The sequence below is a fragment of the Streptomyces sp. NRRL S-495 genome (assembly GCF_000966955.1).
Taxonomy (GTDB): Bacteria; Actinomycetota; Actinomycetes; order Streptomycetales; family Streptomycetaceae; genus Kitasatospora; species Kitasatospora purpeofusca.
In genome coordinates, this window is the sequence record NZ_JZWY01000063.1 from 23,490 (window position 1) to 39,146 (window position 15,657).

A 15,657-nucleotide genomic window follows, 5' to 3' on the forward strand; every position below is an offset into this window, starting at 1 on the left:
CGCGCCACCGACCGGTGGGGCGAACGGGCGGGCTTCGTGTTGCCCGTCGGTCAGGTGGCCGGCAGGGCCGCCGCGAGGTTGTTGGCGCGGGGGTCGGCGTGGCCGATCATGCGGTTGGTGGTGTAGGCGAAGGTGTGGGTGGTGGTGGGGTCGGCGAAGGTGAATTGGCCGCCGGCGCCGTCGTTGCCGAAGCTGGTGGGGGTGAGCATGGGGCGGAAGGTGGGGGAGGGGAGGAGGAAGCCGGAGCCCCAGCGGGCGCCCATGTCGAAGCCGAGGTGGCCGGGGCCGGAGGTGAGTTCGCGGGTGGCGTCGGCGATGGTGGCGGGGGTGAGGAGGGGTGGGGTGCCGTCGAGGCCGGTGACGGCGGCGGCGAGGGTGGCGGAGAGGCCGGTGGCGGTGGCGACGGCGCCCGCGCCGGGGAGTTCGACGGTGTGCAGGGCGGGGTCGTTCCAGCCGTGCGGTTCGTCGAGGCCGGGGAAGACCAGGGCGCCGTTCATGGTGACGATGCGGGTGAGCAGGTGCTCGGGGCCGGGCATCGGGCGGCGGCCGTCGGCCTCGGCGAGGCGGGCCAGGCGGGGGAGTTCGGTGGCGGGGAGGCCCAGGTGGGCGTCCAGGCCGAGGGGTTCGGCGAGGGTGGTGCGGAACCAGGCGCCCGGGGTGAGGCCGGTGATGCGGCGGATCACCTCGCCGATCGCGAAGCCGAAGACGTGGCCGTGGTACTCGTGGGTGGTGTCCGGTTCCCAGAGGGGGCGCTGTTCCTCGATGGCGCGGACGACCGGGGTCCAGGCGGCGATCTCCTCGAAGGTCGGGGAGGCGTCGAGGACGGGGATGCCGGCCCGGTGGGAGAGCACCATGCGGGTGGTGATCGCCTCCTTGCCGTGGCGCGCGAACTCCGGCCAGTAGGTGGCGATCGGCGCGTCCAGGTCGAGCCGGCCCTGCTGGGCGAGCAGGTGGGCGGAGAGGGAGACCAGGGCCTTGGCGCAGGAGAAGACCGGGACCAGGGTGTCGGACTGCCAGGGCCCGCCGGTGCGTTCGTCGGCGATTCCGCCCCACAGTTCGACCACCTTCCGGCCGCCCACGTGGACGGTGACGGCCGAGCCCAGCTCGGGGAAGTCGGCGTAGTTGCGGGCGAAGGCGTCGGCGACCGCGCCGTAGCCCTCGTCGGCCCAGCCGTGGTGGTCGTGGCGCTGGTGCATGGGTGGTTCCGTCTCCCGGGTACACGATTGTTGGCGCGCCAACGGTAGGCGCAGGTCGGGCGGTGGGGGAAACGATTTGATGATCCGGCAGTAGTGGTGGGTGGTCCGGCCGCTAGGGTTTGGCGCGTGGCAGCGGTGAACGGGGCAGTGGTCGGGGGCCGGTACCAGCTCGTGGAGCTGATCGGCCAGGGTGGCATGGGGCGGGTCTGGCGGGGGTGGGACACCACCTTGGGCCGGGATGTCGCGGTGAAGGAGGTGCTGCTGCCGCAGGGCGTCACGGAGGCGGAACGCGAGCAGCTCGTGCAGCGGGTGCTGCGGGAGGCGCGGGCCGCCGCGCGGTTGAACCATCCCGGGATCATCACCGTGCACGATGTGGCGGAGTACGAGGGTGCTCCGGTGATCGTGATGGAGTTCGTCGACGGGGAGTCGCTCGCGGCGGCCGTCGCCCGGGGCGGCGCGCTGCCGGTGGCGCGGGTCGCGGAGCTCGGGGTGGCGATGCTGAAGGCGCTCCGGCAGGCGCACGGTGCGGGCATCGTGCACCGGGATCTCAAGCCGGACAATGTGCTGCTGATGGGTGAGCGGGTGATCCTCACCGACTTCGGGATCGCGCACATGGCGGACGCCACCACGGCGCTCACCCGGACCGGGGCGGTCATCGGGACGCCCGCGTACATGGCACCGGAGCAGTTGGAGGGCCGGCCCGCGGCTCCCGCCAATGACCTGTGGGCGCTGGGCGCGACGCTGTACTCGGCGGTGGAGGGCGAGACGCCGTTCAGTGGGGACACCTTCGGCGCGCTGTGTGTGGCGGTGGTGACCAAGGAGCCGCGTCCGGCGGTGCGGGCGGGGGCGTTGGCGCCCTTGCTGGGCGCGCTGTTGGCGAAGGATCCGGCGGCGCGGCCGTCGGCGGAGCAGGCGTTGGCGGCGCTGGAGGCGGTGGCCCGGGCGGGGGCCGGTGCGGGTGCGGCCCCGGGGTTCGGGGCGTTCGGGCCGCCGCCGGTGATGTCCGGGGGTGTGCCGCTGGGGCCGGTGCGGATCCCGCCGCAGGTCGGCCCCGGGCCGCTGGCGTCGGCCCGACCGTCGGGCGAGTTCCCGCACGGGGGTTGGCAGGATCCGGTGGCGGCGGGGTGGGGGAGCCCCACGGCGGCGCCGATAGCAGCACCGATAGCAGTACCGGCACCGGCACCGGACCAGTCCGGGGCGAATCCGGCGGTGGCGGTGCTGGTGCGCTTCATCGGGTGTCTGACGCTGATCTGGGTGGTCGGCACGCTCCTGCCGTGGAACTACCTCGACCACGTCCTAACGGGCTTCACGCCGCTGGCGTTGGCCATCACCGGCGCGTTGGCACTGGCCAACGCGGTGCCCCGGCCGCGTTGGCACCCGGTGGTGGTGTGGGTCGTGGCCGTCGTCGGGGACTTCGGTCTCTGGTACCTCACTGCCACCCTGCTGGAGGTCAAGTTCGGCGGCTGGTTCACCGGCTTCGGTGAACTGCCCTGGCAGATCGCCGTGAACATGCTCCTGCTCGGCACGGGTGCCTGGCTGCTCTGGATGTTCGTCCCGGGCAGCCGCCGCAGGCCGTAGGCGGAACGGGCGGTGGTCGGGGTCAGACGCGCCCGACCGGAGCCAGGGCGGCCGTGATCACGCGGTCCAGTGAGCGGTCGAACACGGCGTCCGGGTTGTCGGCCGGCGGTCCGGTGGTGGCGAACGCGGCTGCCAGGTGCGGGAATTCACCGCTCGCGGCGGCGCGGCCGAGGTAACCGGCCAGGTCCGCCTGCCACTTGGCGCCGGCTGCCGCCGTGCGCTCGTACTGCGCGTACTGGCACACGAACCCGGTGAGCAGGGCGAGCGCCTCCAGGCGGGCGGTGCCGTCCAGGCCGCTCGGCTCGGTGACGGCGAGGAAGTGCTCGGTGTAGCGCAGGGCGTTGGGGCCGATCCCGGGGCGGGCGATCACCAGGGCCGGCACCCAGGGATGGCGGCGCAGGGCGGCGATCTGCTCGTGCGCGAGGCGGCGGAGGTCGGCCCGGCAGTCACCGGTCGGGGCGAGGCCGGAGTAGTCGTACTCACCGGCGACGGCGTCGAGCATGAGGTCGAGCAGGTGCTCCTTCTTCGGCACGTAGTTGTAGAGCGACATGGTGCCCGCGCCGAGCGCGGCCGCGACCCGGCGCATGGAGACCGCGTCCAGGCCCTCGGCGTCGGCGATGGCGATCGCGGCGGCGGCGATGGAGGCCCGGCTGTGGGCGGGCCGGGGGCCCCGGCCGGTGCGCTCGGGGCGCAGCCAGATCAGTTCGGGCGATTCGCCGGGGGTCGGCGCGCCGGTGGGGCTGCTGCTGTTCGGGGGCTTGCTGGACGGCACTGGTAGATCACCTCGGTTCCCCATCTTAGATACGTACGGCGTACGTAGTACGATGCGCTCGCGTTCGCTTCTACGTACGCCGTACCTAGTGAGGGAGTGGCAGAGCCATGTCCGACACCGCCTGGGCCAGCGCCCCGAAGAGTTCCGGGGCCGCCCGGAACGCCGCCTTCGCCGTCGAGATGTCCGGTGTGGAGAAACGCTTCGGCGCCACCCGGGCGCTGCGCGGACTCGACCTCGCCGTGCCGGCCGGCACCGTCTGCGGCTTGCTCGGCCCCAACGGCGCGGGCAAGACCACCGCCGTCCGGGTGCTCGCCACGCTGGTCGCCCCCGACCGGGGGACGGCGCGGGTCGCCGGGTGCGACGTGGCCCGCGAACCGGACGCGGTCCGGCGCAGCATCGGCCTGGCCGGGCAGCACGCCGCCGTGGACGAGGGCCTCACCGGTCGCGACAACCTGCGCCTCCTCGGTCGGCTGCACCGCCTCGGCGGCCGGGGCGCCCGGGACCGCGCCGAGGAGCTGCTCGACCGCTTCGGGCTCACCGGGGCCGCCGACCGTCTGGTGCGCACCTACTCCGGCGGCATGCGGCGGCGGCTCGACCTCGTCGCCAGCCTGGTCACCGCCCCGCCGGTGCTCTTCCTCGACGAGCCGACCACCGGGCTCGACCCGCGCAGCAGGCGGCAGATCTGGGACGCGGTGGGGGAGTTGGCCGCGGCCGGCACCACGGTGCTGCTCACCACCCAGTATCTGGAGGAGGCCGACCGGCTCGCCGACACCGTCGTGGTGGTCGACCACGGCGCCGCCATCGCGACCGGCCCGCCCGAGCGGCTCAAGGAGTCGATCGGCACCCGGGTGTCGGTCACCCTCGCCGACGCGGGCCAACTCGGCCGGGCCGCCGTGGTCCTGTCCGCGCTCGCGGGGAACGGTGACGTGGCGGTGGACCAGGACGAGCGGACGGTGGAGGTGGTGTCCCGGCCGGGGGTGACGGTGCTGCTGCCCACACTGGTGCGGGAGTTGGACGCGGTGGGGGTGGTCGCGCTCGATGCGGCGGTGCGGCCGCCCTCGTTGGACGACGTCTTCCTCGCGCTCACCGGGACGGCGCGGGGTGGCGGCGTCGACACCGCCGACGCTGCCGATGCTGCTGACGCCGCCGAGAGGAAGGTCGCCTGATGTCCGTGCTCGCGAGCCTGGCCGTCGACGCGTGGTCGTCGATGCTCCGTGTCCTGCTCCACTACCGCCGCTCGCCCGGGCTGCTGGCCGTCTCGCTCGCCGTACCCGTGCTGATGGTGGTGGTGTTCGGCTATGTGTTCGGCAGTGCCATCACCGTGCCGGGTGGCGGGGCCGGGGCGGCCGGTGTGCCCGGTGCGTCCGGCGCCGGGTCCGTCGACGGCTACCGGGAGTTCCTGATGCCCGGGCTGTTCGCCATGGTGGCCGTCAACGGCATCATGCCGACCATGGTCGGCGCCGCCCGGGACGTCGGGCGCGGCGTCACCGACCGGCTGCGCTCGATGGCGGTCTCCCGGACCGGCCTGCTGCTCGGACAGACCCTCGCCGACCTGCTGGTGAGCGTGGTGGTGCTGGCCCTGCTGGCGGCGGTCGGTCTGGTCGTCGGCTGGCGGATCCGCGGCGGGCCCGCCGACGCGGCGGGGCGTTCGGGCTGCTGCTGCTCTTCCGGTTCGCCATGACCTGGGTCGGACTGCTGCTCGGCCTGGCCGTCGGCAAGGAAGAGGCCGCCGGTCAACTGGCGGTCACGGTGTTCCCGTTGGCCATGGTCACCAACGCTTTCGTGCCCACCGGCGGCATGCCCGGCTGGCTGGCGGCGGTCGCCGAGTGGAACCCGATGAGCGCCGTCGTCCAGGCCGGGCGCGACCTCTTCGGCAATCCGTCCGCCGCCACGGCGGCCTGGCCGATGCAGCACGCCGTCGCGGCCACCCTGCTGTGGTGCGCGGTGCTGCTGCTGGTCTGCGGTCCGTTCGCGGTGCGGAAGTTCGCCACCCACGGCACGTAGCCGCACAGTCCGCCGTGCGGGGGACCGACCCGCGCCGACCCCTGCTCCGGCACAGTCGGACGCACCCCGGCAACCCGTTTCCCACGGGGCGGAATGTGCTGGACAGCGCGGCCGGTGCGGCGGAGGGTGGGGCGCATGGAGTTCACCCACCTCGGCCGCACCGGCCTCACCGTTTCCCGACTCTGCCTGGGCACCATGAACTTCGGTCCGCACACCGAGGAGTCCGACGCCCATCTGATCATGGACAGTGCCCACGAACGGGGCATCAACTTCTTCGACACCTCGAACAGTTACGGACGTGACTCCGAGGGCAACCACAAGGGGCGTACCGAGGAGATCATCGGCCGCTGGTTCGCCAAGGGCGACGGCCGCCGCGAGCGGACCGTGCTCGCCACCAAGGCCTATGCCCCGATGGGCGATTGGCCGAACGAGGGACGGCTCTCCGCCCTCGCGATCCGCCGTGCCGTCGAGGACAGCCTGCGCCGGCTGGGCACCGACCACATCGACCTGTACCAGATGCACCACATCGACCGGGACGCGCCCTGGGAGGAGATCTGGCAGGCGATGGAAGTCCTGGTCGCCCAGGGCAAGATCATCTACGTCGGCTCCAGCAACTTCGCCGGCTGGCACATCGCCCAGGCCCAGGAGGCCGCCAAGGCACGGCACTTCCTCGGCCTGGTCAGTGAGCAGTCCCTCTACAACCTGCTGGACCGGACCGTCGAACTGGAGGTGATCCCCGCCGTCGAGCACTACGGGCTCGGCCTGCTGCCGTGGTCCCCGCTGCGCAGCGGCGTGCTCGGCGGTGCCCTGCGCAAGGAGCGCGAGGGCGGCCTGGTCCGCGGCGGGCTCCAGCATGCCGGCGAGATCCTGGCGGCCAACCGGGACCGCATCCAGGCCTACGAGGACCTCGCCGACGAACTCGGCGAGCACCCCGCCGACCTCGCCCTCGCCTGGCTGCTCTCGCGCCCCGCCGTCACCGCCCCGATCGTCGGCCCGCGTACCCTCGGCCACCTCGACGCGGCCGTGCACGCGCTGGACATCAAGCTCGACGACGACCTGCTCGCCCGCCTGGACACCCTCTTCCCGGGCCGCCGACCCGCGCCGGAGGACTACGCCTGGTAGGAAGCCCGGTAGTTGTCCGTCGTCCCCGTGCCCGCCGACCGGTGGTGGGCACGGGGAGGGGGACCGTCGACGCCCGAAGCGGGGGCAAGAACAAAGGCAACGAGGAAAAGCCACTCGTTGCCACTCTCAACTTATAGCGGGTGGGGGGCCTTGCCGCAAGGGGGTGGGGGTGGCGCAGAATGACCGACCTGAACCGGGCGAGGATGAATGCGGCTGATTCATGGGATTTGGTCTTCTTTGTCTCCCTTGGTGGATGGCAGAACACGGCGGGACGGGGCAAGCGGTGATGGACGTGCGTTCGACGGTGGATGTGATCGTGGTCGGCGGCGGGCCGACCGGGCTGATGCTCGCGTGCGAGTTGCGGCTGCACGGGGTCGGCGTGGTGGTGCTGGAGCGGCTGGCGGAGCGGACGGGCGAGTCGCGCGGGCGCGGTCTGCACGCGCGCAGCGTGGAGATCATGGACCAGCGGGGGCTGCTGGAGCGGTTCCTCGCGGTGAGCGAGAAGTTCCAGGTGGGCGGACTGTTCGGCGGCGTCATGGCGGCCTGGCCGGACGGCATGGACACCGCCCACCCGTACGGACTGGCGACGCCGCAGGCGGTCACCGAGCGGCTGCTGGAGGAACGGGCGCGCGAGCTGGGCGCCGAGATCCGGCGCGGCCACGAGGTGGTCGGGCTGGACCAGGACGCGGACGGGGTGGACGTCGAACTGGCGGACGGTACCCGGCTGCGCTCGCGGTACCTCGTCGGGTGCGACGGCGGGCGCAGTACGGTGCGCAAGGCGCTCGGGGTGGGCTTCCCCGGTGAGCCGGCCGCGGTCGAGACGCTGATCGGGGACCTCGAGTTCACCGAGGACCGGGCGAAGGTCGCCGAGGTGGTCGAGCGGGTGCGCCGGACCGAGCAGCGGTTCGGCGTGGTGCCGGACGTCGACGGCCGCCAGGGGGTCGCGCGGATGATCGTGCCCGCGGACGGCGTGGCCGAGGACCGGTCGACGCCGCCGACGCTGGAGGAGTTCAAGGCGCGGCTGCGGGCCGTCGCGGGCACCGACTTCGGCGCGCACTCGCCGCACTGGCTCTCCCGCTTCGGCGACGCCACCCGGCAGGCCGAGCGCTACCGGGTCGGCCGGGTGCTGCTGGCCGGCGACGCCGCGCACATCCACCCGCCGACCGGCGGGCAGGGGCTCAACCTCGGGGTCCAGGACGCGTTCAACCTGGGCTGGAAGCTCGCCGCCGAGGTCGACGGCTGGGCGCCGGAGGGCCTGTTGGACAGCTACCACGCGGAGCGCCACCCGGTCGGCGCCCGCGTGCTGACGAACACCCGCGCGCAGATGACGCTGCTCGGCGCCGAGTCGGGGCCGACCGCGCTGCGCGAACTGCTCACGCGGCTGATGGAGTTCGAGGAGGTCAACCGCTACATCACCGGCATGATCACCGCGGTCGACGTCCGCTACGACTTCGGCGCCGGCCTCCCAGACGACCAGGACGGCGACCACGAACTGCTCGGCCGGCGGCTGCGGGACGTCCCGCTGTCGGGCGGCCGCCGCCTCTACGAGCTGATGCACGAGGGCCGGGGGCTGCTGCTCGACCGCACCGGCGGCGGGCTGTCGGTCGACGGTTGGGCGGACCGTGTCGACCACGTCGTCGATGACAAGGACGGGGCCGTGGACGTGCCCGCGCTGCTGCTGCGGCCCGACGGCCATGTGGTCTGGGTCGGCGAGGACCGGCGGGAGCTGGAGGCCGCGCTGACCCGTTGGTGGGGCGCTCCGACCGGCCGGGCACAGTAACGGCGGCGGCTGCTGCTGCTGCGTCCGCCGGTGGTGTGATAGCACTGCCCGCATGACGGAGAGGCCCGCGGGGCGCGGGAGTTACCACCACGGGGCGCTGCCCGAGGCGCTGGTCGGGGTGGCGTTCGAGCTGCTGGACGAGGTGGGGCAGGAGCAGGTCACCATGCGGGAGGTGGCCCGGCGGGCGGGGGTGTCGGCGGGGGCGCCGTTCCGGCACTTCGCGGACCGGCGGGCACTGCTGACGGCGGTGGCGGACCGGGTGCTGGCGGACTTCGAGGGCTGGCAGCGGGCCGAGGTCGCGGCGGCCACGGGGGCGGAGCAGGCGGCAGGGGGGTCGGAGCAGGCGGCCGCCGGCGGTGCGGGGGACCGGCGGGCGGTGCTGCGGGCGCTCGGGCTGGGCTTCGTCCGGTACGCCGTCCGGCACCCGCACCGGTTCGCGCTGGTGCGCTCGCGGGTGTTCGCGCCGGCCCCGCAGCCGGAGCTGCGGGAGCGGTTGTCCGGGATCGACCGCGCGTACACCGAGGTGATCGTCGCCGACCAGGCGGCGGGCCTGCTGCGGCCCGGTGATCCGGAGCTGGTGGGGTTCGCGGGGCAGGCGCTGGTGTACGGGCTGGCGCAGATGATCCTGGACGGCTACCTGCCGGCCGAGAAGGCGGAGGAGGTGGCCGCGCAGGTGCTCGACACCTTCGGCCGGGGGATCGCCAACCCCCGTTGACGGGGCGGAACTTCGCTTGCGCGCAGGGTTGACCGGGTCGGTGCGCGCTGATGTAATCACCGCTTACATCGACCTCTACCCGCGAGTAGCCCAAGGGGCGGGAGGGTCGGAAGAGCCGACAGGGCTGGGGGTAGACGTGTTCGCGAAACCGACTCCGGGCTTCACCACCGCGGCCGCCACCGGGGAGACCGTCGTCCTGCTCATCGGGATGCGGATCAACCGGTTCTGGGCCGTGCACCAGTGGCTGCCGATGCTGCTGGCGATGTTCCGGATGCTGCACGAGCTGGGCCGGCAACCGGAACGCGGCCTGCGCGGGAAGGTCCTGCTGACCGCCTCGCCGCGCACCTACTACGCCGTCCAGTACTGGGAGTCCGAGGAGAAGCTCTACGCGTACGCCACCGCGCCGGACGCCTTCCACCACCGGGTCTGGAAGATCGCCAACAACAAGCTCAAGAAGGGCAGCATGCGCGGGCACGTCGGCCTCTGGCACGAGGCGTACATCGTGCCGGAGGGCGGCTACGAGTCCGTGTACTTCGACATGCCGCCGTTCGGACTCGCGGGCGCGAGCGGGGTGCTGCCGGTGGAGGGCCGGGGGCGCAGCGCCAGGCAGCGGCTGGCCTTCCGCTCGGACCCGGAAGAGGCGGGGCCCGGCACGACCCCGGCGGACACCTCGGAGTGAACGACGGCGGCCCCCGCGGACTCCCTCCGCGGGGGCCGCCACCGGTCGGGCGGTGGTGCGTGCGGCTCAGGCGGTGGTGGTCGCCGGGAGGCCGATCGGGTTGATCGGCGGCAGTGCGCCGCGACAGAGTGCCGAGATCGGCTTGAGCGCCGCGGCGAGCCGGTCGAGCTCGGCCCGCGGGTGGTGCTCCCAGACCCGGGCGGCGGCGAGGTCGGTGGCGGCCTCCAGGGCCTGGTGCCGGATCCGGCCGCACTCGGTGATGGTGCCGCGCTCGGTGATCCAGCCGCGTTCGACCAGCCGGGCCGCCGCCGCGTCCCACTCCGCGTCGGTCCAGCCGCGCACCGGCTGCAGCGCCTCGCGGCGCACGTCCAGGGCGCAGCGCACCACCAGCGCCTCGCAGCCGTCCAGGCCGGCGGCGACCAGGGCGGCGACGTGGCCGTCGCCCCGGTGCTCGCGCATCACCGTGGCGGCCTGCCAGAGCCGTCCGTGCGGGTCGGACGGGCTGGGGAGGGCGGCGTTGGCGGCGGCCAGCACCCGGCCGGCGCAGTCCAGCCGGGTGACCGCGTCCGCCAGCAGGTCCGCCGCCAGCTCGATCTGCGCCGGGTCGACATGCTCCAGCAGCCGCCTCAGGGCCGCCGAGGCGCCGCCGATCCGGGCGGCGAGCGCGGCCTCCGGGGCGGCCAGCTTCCAGATCGCCGGGAGGGCGCGCTCGATCGGGGCGGGTGCGAAGTTGAAGAACGCGGCGATCACCGGCGGGGCGTCCACCGCGCCGAGCGGGGCGGCCCGGCCGCCGAAGTAGCTGCGGGCGACGCCGCGCAGGCCGACCTCCTCGAAGGCGGCGAGGCCCTCGGGGGTGAAGTAGGTGACGGCGTGCACGGGTTCGAAGAGCCACCACAGGGCGCGGGCGGGGTGGACCAGATCGGCCAACGGAGGACCTTCCTCGAAGGGGCGCGGGGAGCGCGAGGGGGAGGGGTGCGGTGTCGTACAGGCCTGATGACCACGGTGGCGGTCACGATAACCCTGCCCCCGGTGTGATGACGGTCACGGGGAGGTCTCACTGGTGACACGCCCCCGACGGCGCGAGGGATGATGGGTCCGGGTGCGCCCCGTGCGCGCCCCGGCCCCCGGGAGCCGGGCCCGAACCGCCGGGCCCCGGATCCCCGGGACTCCGAACACCCTCGGCACGCAGGCAAGAAGAGGTAACAGGCCCCATGGCGCAGATCAACCCCAGCATCCTGTCCGCGGACTTCGCCCGCCTCGCCCAGGAGGCCGAGGCCGTGCGGGGCTCGGACTGGCTGCACGTCGATGTGATGGACAACCACTTCGTGCCGAACCTGACCCTCGGCGTCCCGATCGTCGAATCGCTCGCCCGGGCCACCGACATCCCGCTCGACTGCCACCTCATGATCGAGGACCCGGACCGCTGGGCGCCCCAGTACGTCGAGGCGGGCGCCGGCTCGGTCACCTTCCACGCCGAGGCCGCCGCCGCCCCCGTCCGGCTCGCCCGCGAGATCCGGGCCAAGGGCGCCCGGGCGTCGATGGCGCTCAAGCCGGCCACGCCGATCGAGCCCTACGAGGACCTGCTGCCGGAACTCGACATGCTGCTGATCATGACCGTCGAGCCCGGCTTCGGCGGCCAGGCGTTCCTGGACATCATGCTGCCGAAGATCCGCCGGACCAGGGAGCTCATCGCCAAGCACGGCCTCGAGCTGTGGCTCCAGGTCGACGGCGGGGTGTCGGCGAGCACTATCGAGCGCTGCGCCGAGGCGGGCGCGGACGTCTTCGTCGCCGGTTCCGCGGTGTACGGGGCGCAGGACCCGGCCGAGGCGGTCGCCAAGCTGCGCACCCTCGCCGAGGGCGCCACCGCCGGCGCCGGGTGGGCCTGCGCGCACTGAGGCCGCTGCCGGACCGGACGGGAGCGGTCCGGGGGCGTGCCCGCTGCGGCAGGCCCCCGGACTTCCGGACTCCGGGGAGTCAGGACCCCGGGAGGTGCGGCGTCGACCAGGAGTCGTTCGGGACCTTCCACTTGAGGTCGCGTCCGTCGACCCCGGGGATCCACTTCGTCCACCCCTGGGTGGCCGCGACGCCGAGGCCGGAGGCCTTGTCGGTCCCGATCTGCCGCGGTGGCCGACTGGCTCGGTACTGGATGGCCTCCACGTGCGGGTAGTCGTCACCCTTGACCTTCACGGAGATGCCTTCGTCGAAGCCGCAGTTGTTCCTCGGCACGCCCAGTTCGACGTTGTAGTTGACGGAGAGCTGGTTGGCGCCCCGCTTGTTCGGGATGAAGCCGTCCAGGCCCTTGATGGTGGCCTTGAAGCCGTCGTCGGTCAGCTTCAGGTTCTTCAGGTCGGTGCCGTCGCCTTCCGGGTGTGCTCCGATCTCCGGCTGGTAGGTCCTGGGTGGACCGGCGGGAACCCCGAACGGGACCGTGTGGCTCGGGGACACATCCATGACCACCTCGCCGGTGTCGGTGTCCCAGGCCAGGATGAACCGGTAGGGCGCGTCACCGTCGGTGGTGAACCCCCGGTCGTCCCCGGCGAAGGCGCCGCCGGCGGTCTTTCCCGCGATGAAGAAGCGCACGACGACGATGCCGTTCCCCGGACGGACCGGGCCGCTCCTCCTGATCTTCGTGTGGCCGGGCTGCTGGGGCTGCGTGAAGAGCTTCTTGACCTCCTGGTAGTCCTGGTCGATCACCAGGAGGCCGATGGCCAACGCGATCCCCCCGATCGCCCCGATCCCGGGGATCAGCCCGCCCGCCAGCTGGCCCGTCGGGTCGGACGCGCTCGCCGGTGCGTTGTTGGCGTAGGCGTAGCCGTTCATCTGCTGGGGGTCGCTCAGGTCCATGACGGGGTCGACGCTGACGAAGCGGCCGAGCGCCGGATCGTACTCGCGGGCCCCGATGTGGGTGAGCCCGGTGCCGTCCTGCGGTTTGCCGAGGAAGCCCTTGTCGTCCGGCCAGTTGCCGGCCGCGGCGCCCTGGGGGGGCTGAGCGCCCCGGGGTGCCCCGAACGGTGTCTGCTTGCGCCGGGTGACCTGCTGGCCGGCGCCGTCGATGCTGGTCGTGGCCGTCCCGTGCTGGTCCGCGCTCTGGAAGGTGACGACGGTGCCGCCGGTCGTGGTGGCGGTGCGGACGGCGACCACGACGCCGTCGTGGGTGTAGCTGCGCGTCCCGAGGACCTGGACCGAGACCTTGTCCCAGGTCAGCTCCGTCTCGCCCAGGTAGAGGGTGACGAGGCCGGCGTCCTTGCGGAGCAGGCGGTTGCCGTCGGCGTCGTACACGTAGGTCGAGCCGCCGCTGCCGCCCGTGGGGCCGTTCGCGGCGAGGCGCCCCTGGTCGTTCCAGGCGAGGGTCTGGTCGAACACGTTGCCCGATCCCGTGGCCGCCCGGCGCCGGAGGTTGCCCGTGGCGTCGTAGGCGTAGGTCTCGGTCCTGGTCCCGCCGGGGCCGGTCTCGCTCACCCCGGTGGTGCGGTGGCCGGTGTTGCTGTAGCCGCGCACGGTGCTGCCGGCGCCGGCCAGTCCGTGCCGGGTCTCGGTGCTGCGGTTGCCGGAGGCGTCGTAGGCGTAGCTGGTCCAGTAGGCGTCGGGGCCGCCGACGTTCGCCGCCGGGCCCGTGGTGGTCGGCGGTGCGGCGCACTGGTCGGTCGCCGTCCAGGACTCGGTCGTCCGGCGCAGGGCGTCGTAGGCGAAGCACTGTGTGTCGGTCTGCGCGGCGCCGGCGCCTGCCCTCTGCTGCTCGCCGATCGCGGTGACGTTGCCCGCGGGGTCGTAGGTGTAGTGGGTGTCGGTGAGGTCGACCGGCGAGGTGTCGCGCTTGACGCTGACGTCGGTCAGTCGGCCGGTGTGCAGGTCGTGGCCGAGGCGCTGGTAGACGCGCTTGCCGGGGATCGAGGAGTCGACGCCGCTGATCCGGCCGTAGTTGTCGTAGGTCGTGTTCTGGACGTACGGCACGAGGCCGGCGGTCGTCAGCGGCAGGCCGAGGAGGTTGTCGTAGGTGTGGCCGACGGTCTCCGCGCCGAAGCCGCCGGCCGCGGGGAGGTCGGTGCCTTCGAGCTTGCCGGTCTGCTGGTTGTAGGAGTACTTCCAGGTGTAGGTGCCGGCCAGTTTCTGTTCGGCGGCGGGGACGGTGACGGTCCGGCCGGTCGGCTGGCCGCGGTCGTCGTAGCCGGTGACCGCGGTGGTGTAGGCCTGGCCGTTCTCGAAGCTGGTGGACGAGGTCAGCTGTCCCTTGGCGACCGTGTCGAACACCCAACTGGACCGCAGGGTGCCGCCGTTGCGGACGGCAGTGGTCCGCCCGAGGGCGTCGTACTCGGTGGTCAGGGTGTCGCCCCGGGCGTCGGTCGCGGTGACCGGGCGGTCGAGGGCGTCGTAGGTGAGGGCCAGCGCGCCCTTGTCGGGGTCGACGGTCGTGGTCTTCCGTCCCCGGACGTCGTAGGCGTACGTCCACACGCTGCCGCCGGGGGCGGTGACCTTGGTGAGCAGGCCGCGGTCGCCGTACTCGTAGCCGGTCGTCGCCCAGGCCGTCCGGGCCGCGTCGGTGTACTCGCGCAGTTCCGTGGTGTTGCCGCGGACGTCCGTCAGCTTCGTGGTGGCGGTGCCGCCGTTCGGGGGGAGGACGGTGGTGCGGTCGCCGCCGTACAGGGTGGTGGTGCGGGTCTTCTCCTGGTTGAGGTACTTGGAGACGACCGCGGTCGGGCGGCCCACCCCGTCGTACTCGGTGACCTGCTGGTTCACCACGCCGTACGGGTCGCCGGAGACGAGTCCCGGTTCCGGCGCGCCGGTCGTGTAATACGGCTTGAACTCGATCGGCGTCCAGCCGTGCGTGTCGTAGAACTTCTCCGTGATCAGCCGGCCCCCGGGGGTGGGCTCCTGGGTCTGGCGCTCGCGGAGCAGCGAGTCGTAGACCGTGTGGCTCGTCCGGTAGGCCCCGTTGGGCAGGAGGTTCTTCGAGGTGATGACCGAGGGGCCGGTCCGGGTGATGTCGTAGGTGAACTGGACGCTGGGGTACGACTGGTGCTCGGCCTTGCTCCAGCCCGCGGCCCAGCCCCGGACGAGGCGGCCGAGGGCGTCGTACACCGAATCGGTCCGCTTGCCGTTGGCGTCGACGGTCGCGGTGGTGAGTGCGCGGCGCGGGTCGAACTCGCTGGTGACGGTGTGGCCGAGGGGGTTGGTGACCACGCTCCTCGCCGCGGGTTCGCCCTGCGCGGGTGTGTAGGCGGTGGTCGTGGTGGCGCCGACGGCGTTGGCCATGGACGTCGCGCGACCGTAGAGGTCGTATCCGACGGTCGTGACCGGGGCGTAGCCGGATCCGTCGCCCTTGATCTGCTCGGTCGTGGTGAGGAGCCCGCGGGTCGGTGCCGTGCCCGGCGCGCCGCCGTCGTAGCCGCTCCGGGTTGTCGGCGACCACCTCGCGCGGCCTGGCCGGGGTGTTCGCGCACCCGGTGGCGACGGTTTCCACCCGGGACGGGAGGTCGAGCAGGTTCGCCGCGGTGTTGCGGGCGTACTCGGTGCGGGTGCAGCGGTCGTCGGTGGGGACGGCGAGGTCGCCGGAGTCGTCGACCGCGGTGACCATGCCGTAGGCGTCGTAGGTCGTCGCGGTCGAGTTCCGGCGCCAGGTGCCGCCGTCGAGGAGGACGCGGGTGGTGGTGCGGGCGGTGCCGGAGTAGCGGGCGGTGAGGTCGGGGAGGCCGGGGCGGGTGCGGGTGGCGGTGGGGTCGGACTGCCAGGGGGTGTGGGTGGTGGCGCTGACGAGGGGGCCGCCGTCGCCGAGGTAGCTGCGGGTTTCGCGGGCCGTGCCCTGGAAGGCGGTGT

The 15,657-nt window shown here is 73.2% G+C and carries 13 protein-coding genes; 9 read left to right on the forward strand and 4 right to left on the reverse strand.

Going from position 1 to position 15,657, the window contains the following annotated elements; genetic code table 11:
* Positions 1 to 50: 50 nt before the first annotated feature.
* Entirely contained in the window at positions 51 to 1,196 is a 1,146-nt protein-coding gene (locus VR45_RS04680) for a serine hydrolase domain-containing protein (RefSeq protein ID WP_045938387.1), read from the reverse strand.
* A 126-nt stretch (positions 1,197 to 1,322) separates the two neighbouring features.
* Here VR45_RS04680 and VR45_RS49950 point away from each other — a divergent pair, with 126 nt between their 5' ends.
* Positions 1,323 to 2,774, forward strand: coding sequence for a serine/threonine-protein kinase (locus VR45_RS49950; protein ID WP_159394112.1), 1,452 nt, complete (start codon positions 1,323 to 1,325; stop codon positions 2,772 to 2,774).
* 22 nt (positions 2,775 to 2,796) lie between these two features.
* On the opposite strand, the gene VR45_RS04690 is transcribed toward VR45_RS49950, so the two are convergent.
* Positions 2,797 to 3,546 (reverse strand): TetR/AcrR family transcriptional regulator C-terminal domain-containing protein, encoded by a 750-nt coding sequence (locus VR45_RS04690; protein WP_234325831.1) that lies wholly within the window; start codon positions 3,544 to 3,546, stop codon positions 2,797 to 2,799.
* A gap of 179 nt (positions 3,547 to 3,725) precedes the next feature.
* Between VR45_RS04690 and VR45_RS04695 the strand changes: the two genes are divergently transcribed.
* From VR45_RS04695 to VR45_RS04720, 7 genes are all read left to right on the forward strand, one after another.
* Positions 3,726 to 4,712 (forward strand): daunorubicin resistance protein DrrA family ABC transporter ATP-binding protein, encoded by a 987-nt coding sequence (locus tag VR45_RS04695; protein WP_045938405.1) that lies wholly within the window; start codon positions 3,726 to 3,728, stop codon positions 4,710 to 4,712.
* Positions 4,712 to 5,227, forward strand: a complete 516-nt coding sequence (locus VR45_RS50450; protein ID WP_353612661.1) for an ABC transporter permease — start codon at positions 4,712 to 4,714, stop codon at positions 5,225 to 5,227. The genes VR45_RS04695 and VR45_RS50450 overlap by 1 nt, the downstream gene beginning before the upstream one ends.
* Positions 5,224 to 5,550 (forward strand): ABC transporter permease, encoded by a 327-nt coding sequence (locus VR45_RS50455; protein ID WP_353612662.1) that lies wholly within the window; start codon positions 5,224 to 5,226, stop codon positions 5,548 to 5,550. The genes VR45_RS50450 and VR45_RS50455 overlap by 4 nt, the downstream gene beginning before the upstream one ends.
* Positions 5,551 to 5,685: 135 nt before the next feature.
* Positions 5,686 to 6,672 (forward strand): aldo/keto reductase, encoded by a 987-nt coding sequence (locus VR45_RS04705; RefSeq protein WP_045938388.1) that lies wholly within the window; start codon positions 5,686 to 5,688, stop codon positions 6,670 to 6,672.
* A gap of 253 nt (positions 6,673 to 6,925) precedes the next feature.
* Positions 6,926 to 8,452 carry an FAD-dependent monooxygenase gene (locus VR45_RS04710; RefSeq protein WP_234325832.1) on the forward strand — a complete coding sequence of 509 codons (1,527 nt, stop codon included), beginning with the start codon at positions 6,926 to 6,928 and terminating at the stop codon, positions 8,450 to 8,452.
* 52 nt (positions 8,453 to 8,504) lie between these two features.
* Positions 8,505 to 9,167 carry a TetR/AcrR family transcriptional regulator gene (locus VR45_RS04715; protein ID WP_045938390.1) on the forward strand — a complete coding sequence of 221 codons (663 nt, stop codon included), beginning with the start codon at positions 8,505 to 8,507 and terminating at the stop codon, positions 9,165 to 9,167.
* Positions 9,168 to 9,303: 136 nt separating this feature from the next.
* Complete coding sequence (locus tag VR45_RS04720; protein WP_045938391.1) at positions 9,304 to 9,846, forward strand: DUF4188 domain-containing protein; 543 nt, start codon at positions 9,304 to 9,306, stop codon at positions 9,844 to 9,846.
* A gap of 66 nt (positions 9,847 to 9,912) precedes the next feature.
* Here VR45_RS04720 and VR45_RS04725 read toward each other — a convergent pair whose 3' ends face one another.
* Entirely contained in the window at positions 9,913 to 10,773 is an 861-nt protein-coding gene (locus VR45_RS04725) for a hypothetical protein (RefSeq protein WP_045938392.1), read from the reverse strand.
* 284 nt (positions 10,774 to 11,057) lie between these two features.
* On the opposite strand from VR45_RS04725, the gene rpe reads away from it, so the two are divergent.
* Positions 11,058 to 11,741, forward strand: coding sequence for a ribulose-phosphate 3-epimerase (gene rpe / locus VR45_RS04730; RefSeq protein ID WP_045938393.1), 684 nt, complete (start codon positions 11,058 to 11,060; stop codon positions 11,739 to 11,741).
* Between the two features lie 79 nt (positions 11,742 to 11,820).
* Here the strand turns inward: rpe and VR45_RS42020 are convergent, their stop codons facing one another.
* Positions 11,821 to 15,096: an RHS repeat-associated core domain-containing protein gene (locus VR45_RS42020; RefSeq protein ID WP_052708836.1), complete on the reverse strand. Its 3,276-nt coding sequence runs from the start codon at positions 15,094 to 15,096 to the stop codon at positions 11,821 to 11,823.
* Positions 15,097 to 15,657: the final 561 nt, after the last annotated feature.

Bases quoted from the DNA above. Each gene is read 5' to 3' on its own strand.
- VR45_RS04680 (WP_045938387.1), bottom strand. From the start codon at position 1,196: ATGCACCAGCGCCACGACCACCACGGCTGGGCCGACGAGGGCTACGGC.
- VR45_RS04695 (WP_045938405.1), top strand. From the start codon at position 3,726: ATGTCCGGTGTGGAGAAACGCTTCGGCGCCACCCGGGCGCTGCGCGGA.
- VR45_RS50450 (WP_353612661.1), top strand. From the start codon at position 4,712: ATGTCCGTGCTCGCGAGCCTGGCCGTCGACGCGTGGTCGTCGATGCTC.
- VR45_RS50455 (WP_353612662.1), top strand. From the start codon at position 5,224: ATGACCTGGGTCGGACTGCTGCTCGGCCTGGCCGTCGGCAAGGAAGAG.
- VR45_RS04705 (WP_045938388.1), top strand. From the start codon at position 5,686: ATGGAGTTCACCCACCTCGGCCGCACCGGCCTCACCGTTTCCCGACTC.
- VR45_RS04710 (WP_234325832.1), top strand. From the start codon at position 6,926: ATGGCAGAACACGGCGGGACGGGGCAAGCGGTGATGGACGTGCGTTCG.
- VR45_RS04715 (WP_045938390.1), top strand. From the start codon at position 8,505: ATGACGGAGAGGCCCGCGGGGCGCGGGAGTTACCACCACGGGGCGCTG.
- rpe (WP_045938393.1), top strand. From the start codon at position 11,058: ATGGCGCAGATCAACCCCAGCATCCTGTCCGCGGACTTCGCCCGCCTC.
- VR45_RS42020 (WP_052708836.1), bottom strand. From the start codon at position 15,096: ATGGCCAACGCCGTCGGCGCCACCACGACCACCGCCTACACACCCGCG.